Origin of the sequence: Nitrosopumilus sp. K4, from assembly GCF_018128925.1 — an archaeon.
In the GTDB taxonomy this organism is placed as follows: Archaea; Thermoproteota; Nitrososphaeria; order Nitrososphaerales; family Nitrosopumilaceae; genus HKST03.
In genome coordinates this window covers 478,822-492,503 of record NZ_CP067007.1, presented here as the reverse complement: position 1 = coordinate 492,503, position 13,682 = coordinate 478,822, and the positions used below count along the sequence as shown (strand labels likewise).

19 protein-coding genes are annotated in these 13,682 nt (G+C 33.2%); 9 read left to right on the top strand and 10 right to left on the bottom strand.

Annotated features, from left to right (window positions below; translation table 11 throughout):
• Position 1 precedes the first annotated feature (1 nt).
• Together NsoK4_RS02880 and NsoK4_RS02875 are read left to right on the top strand one after the other, a co-directional pair.
• Positions 2-529 (top strand): winged helix-turn-helix transcriptional regulator, encoded by a 528-nt coding sequence (locus NsoK4_RS02880; protein ID WP_211687930.1) that lies wholly within the window; start codon positions 2-4, stop codon positions 527-529.
• A 43-nt stretch (positions 530-572) separates the two neighbouring features.
• Positions 573-1,574 (top strand): biotin--[acetyl-CoA-carboxylase] ligase, encoded by a 1,002-nt coding sequence (locus tag NsoK4_RS02875; protein WP_211687928.1) that lies wholly within the window; start codon positions 573-575, stop codon positions 1,572-1,574.
• A gap of 9 nt (positions 1,575-1,583) precedes the next feature.
• Here the strand turns inward: NsoK4_RS02875 and NsoK4_RS02870 are convergent, their stop codons facing one another.
• Positions 1,584-1,943 carry a hypothetical protein gene (locus NsoK4_RS02870; protein WP_211687926.1) on the bottom strand — a complete coding sequence of 120 codons (360 nt, stop codon included), beginning with the start codon at positions 1,941-1,943 and terminating at the stop codon, positions 1,584-1,586.
• Positions 1,944-2,064: 121 nt separating this feature from the next.
• Between NsoK4_RS02870 and NsoK4_RS02865 the strand changes: the two genes are divergently transcribed.
• The 3 genes from NsoK4_RS02865 (at position 2,065) to NsoK4_RS02855 (ending at position 4,845) form a co-directional block, all read left to right on the top strand.
• Positions 2,065-3,486: a M57 family metalloprotease gene (locus NsoK4_RS02865; protein WP_211687924.1), complete on the top strand. Its 1,422-nt coding sequence runs from the start codon at positions 2,065-2,067 to the stop codon at positions 3,484-3,486.
• A gap of 142 nt (positions 3,487-3,628) precedes the next feature.
• Positions 3,629-4,540: a transcription initiation factor IIB family protein gene (locus NsoK4_RS02860; RefSeq protein WP_211687922.1), complete on the top strand. Its 912-nt coding sequence runs from the start codon at positions 3,629-3,631 to the stop codon at positions 4,538-4,540.
• The gene (locus NsoK4_RS02855; RefSeq protein WP_249111126.1) at positions 4,507-4,845 is read left to right on the top strand and encodes a hypothetical protein; all 339 of its coding nucleotides are present in this window, start codon (positions 4,507-4,509) and stop codon (positions 4,843-4,845) included. The genes NsoK4_RS02860 and NsoK4_RS02855 overlap by 34 nt, the downstream gene beginning before the upstream one ends.
• Before the next feature lies 1 nt (position 4,846).
• On the opposite strand, the gene NsoK4_RS02850 is transcribed toward NsoK4_RS02855, so the two are convergent.
• The gene (locus NsoK4_RS02850; RefSeq protein WP_211687920.1) at positions 4,847-5,263 is read right to left on the bottom strand and encodes a phosphoribosyltransferase; all 417 of its coding nucleotides are present in this window, start codon (positions 5,261-5,263) and stop codon (positions 4,847-4,849) included.
• 40 nt (positions 5,264-5,303) lie between these two features.
• The gene (locus tag NsoK4_RS02845) at positions 5,304-5,693 is read right to left on the bottom strand and encodes a DUF6659 family protein (protein WP_211687917.1); all 390 of its coding nucleotides are present in this window, start codon (positions 5,691-5,693) and stop codon (positions 5,304-5,306) included.
• 131 nt (positions 5,694-5,824) lie between these two features.
• Here NsoK4_RS02845 and NsoK4_RS02840 point away from each other — a divergent pair, with 131 nt between their 5' ends.
• Positions 5,825-6,316 carry a poly(R)-hydroxyalkanoic acid synthase subunit PhaE gene (locus NsoK4_RS02840; RefSeq protein WP_371816013.1) on the top strand — a complete coding sequence of 164 codons (492 nt, stop codon included), beginning with the start codon at positions 5,825-5,827 and terminating at the stop codon, positions 6,314-6,316.
• Positions 6,313-7,377, top strand: coding sequence for a class III poly(R)-hydroxyalkanoic acid synthase subunit PhaC (phaC, locus tag NsoK4_RS02835; protein ID WP_211687913.1), 1,065 nt, complete (start codon positions 6,313-6,315; stop codon positions 7,375-7,377). The genes NsoK4_RS02840 and phaC overlap by 4 nt, the downstream gene beginning before the upstream one ends.
• A 32-nt stretch (positions 7,378-7,409) precedes the next feature.
• Here phaC and NsoK4_RS02830 read toward each other — a convergent pair whose 3' ends face one another.
• From NsoK4_RS02830 to NsoK4_RS02820, 3 genes are read right to left on the bottom strand one after another with little or no spacing between them, the layout of a single operon-like run.
• Positions 7,410-7,838, bottom strand: a complete 429-nt coding sequence (locus NsoK4_RS02830; RefSeq protein ID WP_211687911.1) for a hypothetical protein — start codon at positions 7,836-7,838, stop codon at positions 7,410-7,412.
• Positions 7,835-8,260 carry an AbrB/MazE/SpoVT family DNA-binding domain-containing protein gene (locus NsoK4_RS02825; protein ID WP_211687909.1) on the bottom strand — a complete coding sequence of 142 codons (426 nt, stop codon included), beginning with the start codon at positions 8,258-8,260 and terminating at the stop codon, positions 7,835-7,837. The genes NsoK4_RS02830 and NsoK4_RS02825 overlap by 4 nt, the downstream gene beginning before the upstream one ends.
• Positions 8,261-8,286: 26 nt before the next feature.
• Positions 8,287-9,087, bottom strand: a complete 801-nt coding sequence (locus NsoK4_RS02820; RefSeq protein WP_211687906.1) for an alpha/beta fold hydrolase — start codon at positions 9,085-9,087, stop codon at positions 8,287-8,289.
• 128 nt (positions 9,088-9,215) lie between these two features.
• Here NsoK4_RS02820 and NsoK4_RS02815 point away from each other — a divergent pair, with 128 nt between their 5' ends.
• The gene (locus NsoK4_RS02815; RefSeq protein WP_211687904.1) at positions 9,216-9,650 is read left to right on the top strand and encodes a universal stress protein; all 435 of its coding nucleotides are present in this window, start codon (positions 9,216-9,218) and stop codon (positions 9,648-9,650) included.
• Here the strand turns inward: NsoK4_RS02815 and msrA are convergent, their stop codons facing one another.
• From msrA to NsoK4_RS02800, 3 genes are all read right to left on the bottom strand, one after another.
• A complete protein-coding gene (gene msrA, locus NsoK4_RS02810; protein WP_211687902.1) occupies positions 9,651-10,106 on the bottom strand; it encodes a peptide-methionine (S)-S-oxide reductase MsrA in 456 nt (151 codons plus the stop codon). It abuts the gene before it with no gap.
• 38 nt (positions 10,107-10,144) lie between these two features.
• The gene (locus tag NsoK4_RS02805; RefSeq protein ID WP_249111125.1) at positions 10,145-11,068 is read right to left on the bottom strand and encodes a hypothetical protein; all 924 of its coding nucleotides are present in this window, start codon (positions 11,066-11,068) and stop codon (positions 10,145-10,147) included.
• A gap of 157 nt (positions 11,069-11,225) precedes the next feature.
• Positions 11,226-11,612, bottom strand: a complete 387-nt coding sequence (locus NsoK4_RS02800; protein ID WP_211687898.1) for a DUF6659 family protein — start codon at positions 11,610-11,612, stop codon at positions 11,226-11,228.
• A 139-nt stretch (positions 11,613-11,751) separates the two neighbouring features.
• Between NsoK4_RS02800 and NsoK4_RS02795 the strand changes: the two genes are divergently transcribed.
• Positions 11,752-12,837, top strand: a complete 1,086-nt coding sequence (locus tag NsoK4_RS02795) for a hypothetical protein (RefSeq protein WP_211687896.1) — start codon at positions 11,752-11,754, stop codon at positions 12,835-12,837.
• Here the strand turns inward: NsoK4_RS02795 and NsoK4_RS02790 are convergent, their stop codons facing one another.
• The gene (locus NsoK4_RS02790; RefSeq protein ID WP_211687893.1) at positions 12,838-13,671 is read right to left on the bottom strand and encodes a class I SAM-dependent methyltransferase; all 834 of its coding nucleotides are present in this window, start codon (positions 13,669-13,671) and stop codon (positions 12,838-12,840) included.
• Positions 13,672-13,682: the final 11 nt, after the last annotated feature.

Below are 13,682 nucleotides of genomic sequence, written 5' to 3'. Positions count from 1 at the left end.
AATGGAAAACAACAGTATGGAAGAACCAAAAGATCTAGTCGTATTGGGGGCAATAAGAAACGGAAATAAAAAATTTGATAAAATTAAAAAAGCCACGCAGATAGACGCTGAGGAATTAAATTCAATTTTAGAGAAACTAGAAGAAAAAGGAATGATTGATGTAGAAGAAAAAAAAGGGTGGCTAGGCAAAAAGATAGAGATCAAAGTTACAGACAAGGGTTCTAGAGAAATTGATGAAAGAGTTCACGAATTACAGGAAAAATGGAATCAGATGTCACTGTTGTATAAATCAGGAGATAAGCAAAAACTTCAGCAATACATGGATGATAACAAGTCATTTCTTCCAATGATGATGTTTTTTGGAGTAATGGACATGATGATGTTTTCAATGATGTTTAGCATGATAGGAATGTCAATGTCCGACTATGTTCCACCAGAAAGTATCCCAGATGGAATGGAGGGAGGAGAAGGAATGGATGGAGCAGAGGACTTTGGCGACGGAGGATTTGATATTGACATCGGTTTTTAGCCCCCAAAGATGTAATTTATACTTGAATTAGAAAGAAAAACAATTGATTTACAGTTCTTTTAACAATCCAGGTTTAGTCAAAGTACTTTATTTTTTGAAATCACACAACACAGAATATCTTTCAGGACAAGATCTAAGCGACGTATTAAAAATTAGCAGAGTTGCAGTTTGGAAACATATTAAAAAAATTCAAGAGTTAGGCTATGAAATTGAAACAAAACAAAAACTAGGCTACAGATTAAAAGAAGATTCTGAAAAATTACTGCCTTGGGAGATTACAGAGGGATTAAAAACTAAATTCATAGGAAAACAAGCATATTATTTTGAAACCATTGATTCAACACAGAATCAAGCATTATCAATGGTGTTTGACAAAGAGAATAACGGTACAGTGATAGTTGCTGAAAAACAAACCAGTGGGAAGGGAAGAGAGGGAAGAAGGTGGGAATCACCAAAAGGAGGAATATGGTTATCAATAATCCTACATCCAAAATTTGACATATCTGCTGCTACATTGTTTCCACTAGCTGCATCATTGGCACTTTCAAATTCAATTGAAAAAACGTTAAAAATTAAATCAGAGCTAAAGTGGCCTAATGACATTACAATTAAAAGCAAAAAAGTTGCAGGAATGTTAGTAGATGTATCATTAGAATCCAACAAGATAGAAGATCTTGTTCTAGGTGTCGGAATAAACTTCGATGTAGATGTAAAAGAAATTGAGAAAAAACTAAAAGGAACCCCTAATTTTTATGGCATTTCATCATTAATGCAACATAACAAAAAAGTAAAACCAATAGACTTGGTTCATTCCTTTCTAACAGAACTTGAAAAAGTATACACGGATTTAAGTTCAGGAAGAATTAAGAAGATAGTCAAAGAATGGACAAACAAATCATCAACCATAGGAAAAAACGTGGAGTTAGAAACAGAAGATGGAAAAATTTCAGGCAAAGCCATCAGAATCGACGAAGATGGTGCACTTGTTGTTTCAAAAAACAACATTACTAAAAGAGTGATTGCAGGAGATATAGTTCACACATAAAGACAAAAGCTACTTTTTAGAACGTTTTTGTGTTTTTGGTTTAGAAGTTTTTTTAGATGTTTTAGAAGAGGTTTTTGTAGAGATCAATGAAGATTGTTCCTTTAATACATCTTTTAATTCATTTTGTATTTCAAAAACGGTGGATAGCAAGTCTTCAAGAGCCGATGCATATTGTTCATATGTCGATATTAGTTCAGATTTCTTCTCGTTTGATTTTGAAAGGTATTCATTTGAGCGTAAGAGATTGGCAGAAGATATCAATTCAGGCAGATCCACAATAGGATCTCCAAGAGCATTTAGCTCAGATTTAACTTCTTGAATTTTTTTTCGTAAAGAATAGATTGCATTTCCAGCACCAAATTGAGTCATTCTAAATTAAAATAAAGCATAACAGATTAAAGATTTGCTCAAAGAATCCACATAAAGACCCATTCCAAAAAATTAGAGAAACAAAATATATCTGAAAAAGAAACAAGCAAAATCAGTCAATATGATTCAATATTTTGTAATTATAGGGTTGATTTTTGTAGGTTTTTTTACAGTACCAATTTTTGCTCAAACTATCGAAGATGCCCCCATAATGTTTGAAGAGGCAAAGAGTCATTTTGAAAACGGGGATTATAATCAGGCCATAACAATTTATGATGAAATTTTAGAAATTGCCCCAGATAACATATCTACATTAAAAATGAAAGGAATTGCCCAAAGCAACTTAGGATATCACGAAAAATCATTAAAACAATTTTTCAAAATTCTTCAATACAAACCAGATGATGCAATTGCATTAACAGGTATGGGTGTGGGATTTGGAAATCTTGGGGAATATCAAGAATCATTAAAATATTTTAAAAAGGCATTGCAGGAAAAACCAAATAGCATAGTAGTTAATAATTACAAAGAGTTTATCGAACGAGTTATTTCCAAATATCCATACACACCAACTGAAAAACCTCAAGAATTTCAAAATACGCACACTTCAAAGATTCCAGATTGGGTTCGAAATATTGCAGGATGGTGGGCCGATGACAAAATTGAAGATTCAGAATTTGTTTCTGCTCTAACATATTTAATTGAAAATAAAATAGTTCAGGTTCCATCCACTGATGAAAATAAAACTGTTGAAAATAAAATTCCAGATTGGATAAAAGACAATGCAGGATGGTGGGCCGATGACATGATAAATGATCAAGATTTTGTTGCAGGCATTCAGCATATGATGGAAAATGGAATTCTCGTGGTAAAAATTGAGAAATCCCCCGAGGAAATCAAAAAAGAAAAAGAAATAGAATTTTATTATTTTGAAAAATATTTACGCAGTATTTCAAAAAATGTAGACGATGAAAAAAGATACATCGAATATCCAAATCCAAGTCAAGACGTGATAAAAAAATTTCTTAGAGACTACGTAAAATGGAATTTTGAAGAAGAAGTAAAAAATGCATCAAGTAAATTTCCAAATCCAACATATGAAATCATAGATGAAGCATATGTAATTCATTACAAGGTATATGTCAACGAACAACCATCAGGATTACCATTAGATCATGTTAGTACTTTACAGAATTCTTTTGCATTTTGGGAAAATCAAGAACTTAACACAAATAATCAAAAAGCAAGAGTAGAGTTTGAAATAGTTGATCAGAAATATGATGCAAATGTTTGGGTCACATGGGTAGTTAGAGAATTAGGGGAAGGAGTTCTAGGACATGCCCATCTAGGAAAGGGAGTTGTAGAAGTCACTTTAGGAGATTACAATTGTGATGGAAGTTTCCAATTGTATGACGTAAATACAGTAGAGAAAATAATGACGCATGAATTAGGGCATTCAATTGGGTTGCCACACGTAACAGACAGAAACAATATCATGTACTCTTCAATGAAAACAAATTATGCGTATTGTTTATTGAGTTAAAATTTCAAAATACCGTTAGTACAACCTAATTTGCATTCTTGTTCCATAGAATGAGAATAGATGTTAGCTTAACCTACACACAATTAACCTGCAGAAATTATGTAAAACGGATAATAAGCTAATAACGTTAATCGTAATGATTATGCTTAAGAACACAATGGTTTCTGGACCAAAATGTCCAGCATGTGGAGATAAAAAAATGGTTACCGATGAAAATACAGGCGAATTATTTTGTGGCAAATGTGGATTTGTAGTAACTGACAAAATTGCAGATACAGGTGCAGAATGGCGATCATTTGCAAGTGATGACACAAACAGAACAAGGGTTGGAGCAGGCACATCACTAACAATGCACGATATGGGACTGTCAACGATTATCGGTCAAGCAAATAAAGATTCAACAGGAAAGCCACTATCTGCAAGTGTAAAAAGTTCTATTGAAAGACTCAGAACTTGGGACAGTAGAACACAAGCACATTCATCTGCAGATAGAAATCTCAGACAAGCTCTAAATGAGATGGATAAATTAAAAGACAAACTTGCTTTAACAGACGCAGTTGTTGAAAAAGCAGCATATATCTACAGAAAAGCGATGGAGAAAAAACTAGTAAGAGGTCGTTCAATTCAGGGATTGGTTGCAGCATGTCTTTACGCATCATGTAGAAATACAGAAACTCCAAGAACATTAGACGATATTGCAAAGGGAATCAACATTAGAAGAAAAGATGTTGCAAGATGCTACAGATTAATTTTTAGAGAACTTGAGTTAAAAATGCCAGTTGTAGATCCGATAAAAGGAGTTTCAAGGATTGCAAGCATTGCAGAGTTAAGTGAAAAAAGCAAAAGAAAGGCAGTATCAATTTTAGAACAAGCAAAAAAAATTGGAATGGTGGCAGGAAAAGATCCTATGGGAATAGCCGCAGCTGCACTCTACTTAGCATGTATTAGTACAGGAGAAATAAAATCACAAAAAGACATATCGATTGCATCAGGAGTGACCGAGGTTACAATCAGAAATAGATGTGCAGGTCTAAGAAAAATGCTCCAAGATTAAGAACAGAGATGCTTAACAATCAAAATTCATGGTCAGATTGGCTAGACTCTAATGACGAGAATATTTCAAACATACCTAGATCATCAGGAGTTTTCATGATGCATTCATCAATGAAAATTCTATGCATTGAAGGTACAAAAAATATCAATAACAGCATTAGAGAAAAGATAACACAGCCTTGCATTTTAGAAAATACAAGATTACGATACATGATAACAGATAATTTTGAGAAAATATCCAGTGAACTCATCCAAGATTACAAGAACAGACATGAAGGAAACCTTCCTTTATGTATGCAAGAATAATCTACAGCCCAACTTTCTTTAGTCGCTTAAACTCTAATTTATCCCAAGGATAAACAATGTATTCAGTGCCAATTGTTTTTTTTGCAAAGAGGAGTTGGTTTGGGTATCGTTTTCCACGTCTTGCAAATAAAGTAACAAAAACAAGTTTTGAAGGATCTTCAATTTTTGGAATTATCTTTTTGAATGTCTTTCCAGAATCATAAATATCATCAACAAAAATTGAATCGTATGGAATTTTATTTTTGTCAACAAATATAGTTTCAATTCCCAAGTGATCTGCCAACAATCTAGCAGGAACCAAACCACCCCGACTAATTGTTGAGATGCTAGTAAAATCTCTATTCAAGTCGATTATTTTTTTAGAAAGAATTTTTACTAATTTTTCAACCTCACGCCAACTGACATTTTGAGAATCCATAAAATACAAACAAACAACTAGAATTAAGTTCTTATCACATCTAAAAAGTCCTAATATTTTTCTTAAGAGGGGCAATTATCTTTAAAACTTTAAACGGAATCTTACCAAAGTCAAGGTCTTTTTCTGCAGAAACAAGACAAACATCATCATTTGTTAACGGAAAGCTCATGACTATTACTTTGTCACGATAAGACATTGAAAAATGAACTTCGCCAAATTCTTTATCAAATTCATGTCTCATTCTCACCCTTAAGGCCAATTCCATAAACATCATTTCGTCTTGTTTTTGTGCTTCAAGTGAATGAAGTCCCTTTTTCATACCACCTGCAACAAGATGCCCTCTATTGTTGATTATTCGGGCAGATCTCATTTTTGTATCTAATTTTGTTATTTTTTGGCAGATTTTTTCAAGTTTATCAGAATTTGCCATTTGTCTAAATTAACAAGCGAACTATTTATTGCGATCTGTGTATTTACTAGTTTGTGAAGACACAATCACCTAAAGAGATGACAGAGTATTATAAGCACTTGTCATTATTTTGGACAGATTTAATTCACCTGATGAGCAGTAAGCCACAGGCTTTAACGTCAATAGGTCCAATGAGAGCATTTGCAGCAAATTCAAAAAAAATTGCGACAGAGTTAATTGAAATTAACGAAAGTCTTTTAGAATTTAACAAATTCCTCACTGAATACTACAAGCAACTTGCAGACACATGGAATATTGCCCAAAAGAAAGTCAATCAAAAAGTACCAGAAGTACCTCAAGACGTAGAACAAATCGAGGCATTCAAAAGAATTTGGATTGATATTTTTGATAATGATTTTACAGAATTATTTGATTCAGAAAAATTTGGAGATAATTATGGAAAGTTGATATCAAAAGAATTACAGTTAACAAAACATTGGACAAACATTTCAAATGTGGTGTTACAGTCAGCAAACTTACCAAGTAAAGAAGAGATTGATGAAGCATACAAAGAACTACATGCTTTGAAAAAAAGAGTCACAAAATTAGAAATCGAGTTAAAGAAAAGGGAAAATAAAAAATGAAATCAGAATCAAGATTAGATCCAAAGATAATGGAAGAAATTCTCAAATTTTCAAAAAATGTTGTTGAGGCACCAAGATTGGTTGCAGCACCTGATGAAATTAATTTGGAAGTAACACCACATGATGTAGCACATCAGATTGACAAAGCACGCTTGTTACATTACAAACCGCTAACAGAAAAACAGCATAAAACACCTTTGATAATCTCATATGCATTGATTAACAGGTACCATATTTTAGACATCCATCCAGAAAAAAGTTGGGTCAGAAATCTACTTCAGCAGGGATTTGACGTATACATGTTGGATTGGGGTACTCCAACTAACATGGACAAGTATCTAGATTTTGATGATTATGTAAATGGATATCTTGATAGTTGTGTGGAATTCGTAAAGGATGAAACATCATCTGAAAAAGTATCACTGCAAGGATATTGTACAGGTGCAACAATTGCCACCGCATACACATCACTGCATCCAGAAAGCGTGAAAAATTTTATTGCAACGGCCCCAGTTATCGACGGATGGCGTGATACTACGGTGATCAGTAATTTGGCCAAACATATTGATGTTGAAAAAATGGTCAGCATTATTGGAAACATGCCTCCGGAATTCATGTATTATTGTTTTTCAGTACTAAAGCCATTTGAGCAAGGAATTGAAAAATACGTGAATTTCTTCAAGAACATAGACAACCAAAGATTCGTAGATAGTTTCCTCAGAGTAGAACGATGGTTAGGTGACACTCCCCCCATACCTGGAGAGTTATTCAAACAATGGATAAAAGACATCTACCAAGAAAACTTGCTAATTCAAAATAAAATGTATGTTGGAGGAAACCACATAGATTTGAAAAAAATAGACATGCCAATATTTACTCAAGTTGCAGTAGGAGATCACCTTGTATCACCAGAATGCAGTATGCCGTTACATTATGCAGTTGCCAGTCAAGACAAAACTTTGAGAATATATCCAACAGGACATGTAGGAATGATTGCTAGTTCAATATCACAGAAAAAAGTGTTGCCTGAGCTTGGTCAGTGGTTAGCTGAAAGATCATAAAAAAAGAAAAAAAATAAAATTTGGATTCGCCACTAGTTGTTCTTTGTGGTGAATGCTGAAATCCAAGACTGTAGAATGTTTCTGTTTAGATCAGCAAATGATTTTGCGTTGTCGTTAAAGGTCTTGATGTTTTGTTGTGTTGCATCAATAGTTGCAAGTGTTACTTGGTTCTGAATTGATGAAGCCTTTACGATTTCTTCTGTAGTATCCTGAATTACTTTTAGTGTAGTTTCTGGAATGTTTGTTGTCATACCTGCTTTCTTTGCATATTCTTTTTGTAATGTGATGGTTGAATCTGCAATGTTTTCATAAGCTTGTAGGAATTCCTGCTGTACATTTGTAATTGCTTGATGATACTGTGGTACTGATTGTCTAATACCATTGAAGAATTTATCTACGTTTTGCTGATATACAGAAAATAGATCTTTTGGATTTGATTGTGTCTGTTCGTTCTTACTCAATTTTTCACCTCCCTAGCTTTTGATTTTTTTGCTATTGGAAGAACAATGACTTGTACCAAGTCACCTTCACCAAGTCCAAGGGCATTACGTTCTGCCTCTGGAATGGAAATTCTGCCATTACTACCGACAGTGGTCTTGTAGGCACCCCAATTCATGAAGGATGGAAGCATTTGTCCAATATTGAACATAGTATCTACACTCTTGTTTTGGAGAGAAGACATATTTTCCATCATTTGGGTTTGAGCATTTTTGGTGTTTTCAGAAACAACCTTGAGAGTTTCTAAAGGATTGAATGTTTGATTATTTTGATTACTCATTAATGAGCCAAAATTTTTCATAAATTCAGCTTGTGCACGACCACTTTTTTGAATCCAATCTTTAAACATAGTTGTTGGATCATATTGGTTTTGATTACCACTCATAGGTAATAGTAGGAAATAATAGGTATTTAAACTCTATTATTTGCTAAAAAATCCAACACAATAGAAGAAAAGTGTACAGGATCCTGCACATAAGGCGTATGCCCACATCTATCCATCCTATAAAATCTGCAATCTTTGATGGATGAAACAAATTCATCAGCATTAGTGATTGGAATTACAGGATCATCTGAACCCCAAATGATCAATGTAGGAATTTCAATAGATGTGAGTTTTTTTGTGATTACTTCAGCGTTTTTTAATCCAAGAATAGTAGACATGAAGGCGAGTTTTGCATTTGGCAATTGCATCCTTTCTAAAAATCCAGTGACTATTTTTTGATCAACTTCTTCACCAGATCCTTCCATCATCTCAAAGGCATTTTTTGCACTTTGTTCATTTGGATAAAGTGCAGCCATAATGTAAGCATCAAGCGCAGGAGTAGATTGTTTCATTACACCTGCTGGAGAAACAAGAATCAATTTTTCTAAGTGTTCAGGATGAGCAGATGCATATTCTGCAGTTATTTGTCCACCTAATGATGAGCCAATAAGTGAAGCCATTTCAATCCCTATTGTATCAAAAAATTTTCCAAGAAAATCTGAAAAGAATTCAGGAGTATAATCTACAAGAGGTTTATCGCTATATCCAAAACCTATCAGATCAGGAACAATAACACGATAATTCTTGGAAAACATAGGAATTACTTGATCCCATCTTTCAGCGGATGCGCCAAGTCCATGTATCAAAACAAGAGTTTCTTTAGAATTTCCAGATTCCAGATAACGAATCTTGTTTCCATCCACTTTGATAAAATTTTCTTCCACCATTTTAGCGTCGACTTTTCAGGATAGATAAGTATTGCCTAAATATGTCGATCATTGTTTTTTATGATTGTTCCCGTGTCATATCAATTAACAGCACCTATGTTTTTTAGTGTGAAATTTGAATTCAATTTGTGATAAAAAATAAGATCTCAAAAATTCTAGTACCTCTTGATGGATCAAAAAACTCCAAAAGGAGCCTAGAAATGGCAATATCAATGGCACAGCAATGCAAGGCAAAACTCACAGGAGTATATTCAATTAACGTACCGCCTCATTCAGAATTCAAAAGCATAGGTGCCGTAGAAGAGGCTTTTAACAAAGAAGTTAAAAAAATAATGGATGATGCAAAAAATCTTGCATCCCAAAACGGAATTATGTTCAAAGAGAAAATAATGAGAGGAGATGTAGGTTACAACATTATCAAATTAGCCCATGACAAAAAACAAAAATTCGACTTGATCGTCATGGGATCTAGAGGAAGAGGGGCAATCAAAGAATTATTCCTCGGGAGTGTGTCAAACTATGTCATTCACACATCAAAGATACCAGTAATGTTAGTAAAATAATCACGATAACCCGTGTTTTTGAAAATACTTTTGGTGGTAATCTTCTGCCTTGAAAAATTCAGGCGCAGGTTGTATTTCAGTAACAATAGGTTTTTGAAATTTACCTGATGTTTCAAGTTTTTCTTTTGATTTTTTTGCCATTTCTTTTTGTTCATCGTTATGAAAAAAGATTGCAGAGCGGTATTGTCTTCCAACATCAGGTCCTTGCCTATTCAAAGAGGTAGGATCATGGTTTTCCCAAAATACACGCAGTAATTCATCATAAGAAATTTCATCTGGGTCGTATTCTACTTCAACAGCTTCTGCATGGCCTGTTTCATCTGTGCAGACTTCTTCATACGTAGGGTTTGCAAGCATTCCTCCAGTATACCCCACTTTAGTAGATTTTACTCCTCTTGTTTTTCTAAACAGATCTTCAACATGCCAGAAACATCCAGCTCCAAATGTTGCTTTCACAAATTAAATCACACAATAACGAATTAAAACCATTCTGATTATTCAATTAGAATGATTTCTTTCTGAATAAGGTATTTAATAGAATTTACAAATTCTTGTTGAGAAATCAAATCATTAGACCACCAATGTGCAGTGTTCCTAAACCAAGTTGGGACATCATCTATTGAATTGTCTTGAGAATATTCAAAGTTTTGAATTACAATAATTTTATTTTCCAACATAAAATCAAGACCAGACATAAATTCACGATCAGAGGTGACTCCATTTGCCCAATTTTTCGCATATGTTTTAATCCACTCAGGGATAAAAGTTGAGAAACCCAGAACATCATAAATGGTATCATCAGGGAATTGAGTATCAAACCAAGATTGGTATTCAGGCTCATTATAATATCTGTCAATGTAATACCGAGGAGAATTATCGAATGAAGGAAAATTGTCAATGTGAGTTTTTGGATATCCTACAACTTCATCAATAGAATAATTTGGGAATTGAGTATCAAACCAAGATTGGTATTCAGGCTCATTATAATATCTGTCAATGTAATACCGAGGAGAATTATCGAATGAAGGGTATCCCAATAACCTCATTTTTGGGTTTTCAACATAATTGTTTGAATCAACAGGGGATAAATCCAAAGCACCAGGAATATCAACCGAGGGGGGTTCTTTGACAGGTTCTTTGACAGGTTCTTTGACAGGTTCTTTGACAGCAGGGTTTTCAGAAGAATCTAATTTTTCATAAACAATTGTTTTTTCAAGATTTCCCCCATAAGAAATCTTTATGGTATAAGCACCATATTCATACCATGTAGGCCCACCCGCAAGGATAGATTTAGAAAAAGTACCATCAGTTTTTGGCATGATATTATCAATGTGAGCTAATCCACTCCCATCAGGAGTTATTACTTGAAGTATAACAAAAGGAATAGAAGGGTCATAATCAACCTGTCCTGAAATCACAATTGAATCACCCTCATGAAAAACCGTTTTATTTATAGAGAAATTTTGGACAGAGGCATATACAGAAAATAGTCCAAATGAAAAAACAATTATGAAGAAATAAAAGAAGAGTTTTTTCATAAGCAAATCTATACACTCAGGATTTAAACATTTATGATTAATTTACATCTGTAAATATTTCAACAACTTTTTTTGCAAGATTTTCAATGTTTGCAGTAGGTTCGGCAGAAATCAACAATAGAATCTGAGTTATTGGAAACGGAAAACTGACTAAAACTGCCTTATCACGACGTGCTGCAAGATAGTTAATAGGTCCAAGACTTTCGTCGTATTCTTTTCTTATAGATGCTTTGGATACAAATTCTAAGAACGACTGTAAACGTGTTTCATCTCCTTCATAAGGAGTTAGACCTTTCTTAAAACCGCCAGATACAAGTTTACCATCTTTGTCAATTATTCCTGCAAATCTAATTTCAGGCTCATCTAATAACTGGTCACATTTTTCATCATATAATTTGAATTTAGTGTCATTATTTCCAGACATTAAAGGAAAATGCAATACCAAAAATAAAAACCTAGCAATTTTAACAAAAGAATCAGATTACCCAGTTTTGCCAGAATGGTACCAGAATTAATCAAAATCATACATGGGATTAATAAAGAAAAATGAACAAAAGAGGCTAATGAACAAGTTCGTAGTTGGTTCTATTTTCGTGTTAATATTTGGAATAATAGGTGTGCCAGATTCATATGGGCATTATCCACAATTTGAAGTGAAAACAGCAGAAGGCATACTAAGATTTTGTGAATTTTTTTATGATGAATATAGTTATTTGGGAATTGACAACTTAGTTCAGCAACATCCCAATTATCCAAATCTTAGAGCATGTGCAATTTTGTATGAACACATAGCATGGAATAGTACACACAAGGCAAGGGATTTGGTACTAATCAATGAAATTGAAAAATATCTAGGAGATGCAAGTCACATCAAAGAGAGACATATTAGAAAATATGAAAGTATGCCATATTGGGTAAAAGTAGATATCAAAATGTGGGCAGATGGAAAAAATACAGATTCTAGATATGCATATGACATTAGATCAATGCTTAATGCAAATGTATTAGATCCTCCAATTATCGATAAAAGAATTCAAAAATGCGTCAACAATATCTGTGTCAAAGAATCAGATTTTGCAAAATACCAATATACAGATTATTACGATAATTCAATTTCAAAAAAGTACACAATAAAAACAATTTCAAATAAAGAAATAGTTGTGAATTTGGAAACCATATCCAGAGACGGTAAAGAATCAAAGGAATTCATCTTAGAAAAAACAAACAACATGTTTAATGTAGAAAACGACTACAAGAAATTCATTTTTTCAGTACCAATCAATCAAGATGAGCATGTTGAAGATAATTTAAAAACAATAGGAGAAACAGTCTACAATTTTAATAACAAATTAAGACCAGCGATAATTGCACATAACAATGAAAATAATATTACAGTTTTAATTGACAAGCAAACAGGATTGCTTTTATCTTCAAAGCAAATTGAAGAAAATCTCATTACAACATGGAGAAAGATAGAATTACGAAATACGAACATGTTTGGAGAAATATCGAGCATACAGTATCAGAACATGTCCATACCAAAATGGTGGAAAACAACAACCATGTGGTTTTCAGAAGGGCATATTTCAGAAGAAGAATACATAAAAGCATTAGAAAATCTCATTTCAAGAAACATTCTAAGAGTATAATCACAATTTACATTTTAACAAAACATAATCAATAATTTGTTTTTCAGAAGCAATCTTCATCTTTAAAATAGATTTGTGGAGAATAGATTCAACATATTTTGGATATTTTTTTAAGATATATTTTTGAAGGTGATTTCTATTTGAAACATAATAATTAGCAAGAGGGACATATACATCTCTTCCAATAAGATGTTCATCCATAATTGTGAAACCACTTGATTGAATTAAATTTTTTACGTAATCTAATCTGTAATGTTCAGATGACCAAGTGAATTTTAAAATTCCAAGATTTTCCAATGTTGAATTTTTTAGAGTTATGGGCATTGCTAAAACAAAAAATCCATTATTTTTCAAAACACGTTTTGATTCAGAAAAAAATTGTTCAAGAGGTTTAAAATGTTGAGCTGATTCTAATGCAATAACTCTATCTACAGAATTACCAGCAATAGGTAATTCTGTAGAAGAGCAGTTTAAGAGTTCAATATTTTGTGCAGCATTATCAAATGCGAGTTGTTTGAAATTAATGTTGATGCAGGATATCTTCAAGGCAGGGTATTTTTTTGCCCAAAACCTTGCAGGGGCAGACAAACCACTTCCAACATCTAAAATATTTTTTGCATTTTCTAATTCAGCCAATTCTCCAAAATAGTCACAGAGGTTATTTTGAGCCAATAATGGAACATTATGTTTGGATGACCACAATCCAAAATTCAGCATGTCACCACCAGTTGCAAGTTGCATTACGGGAGACAAAGTGTTGTACAGATTTACAACATCTTTTTCATTTCGTCGAAGCGTCCAAAGAAAAACATCGAGAGGATTGATAGTAACCAAAAATATTTCCA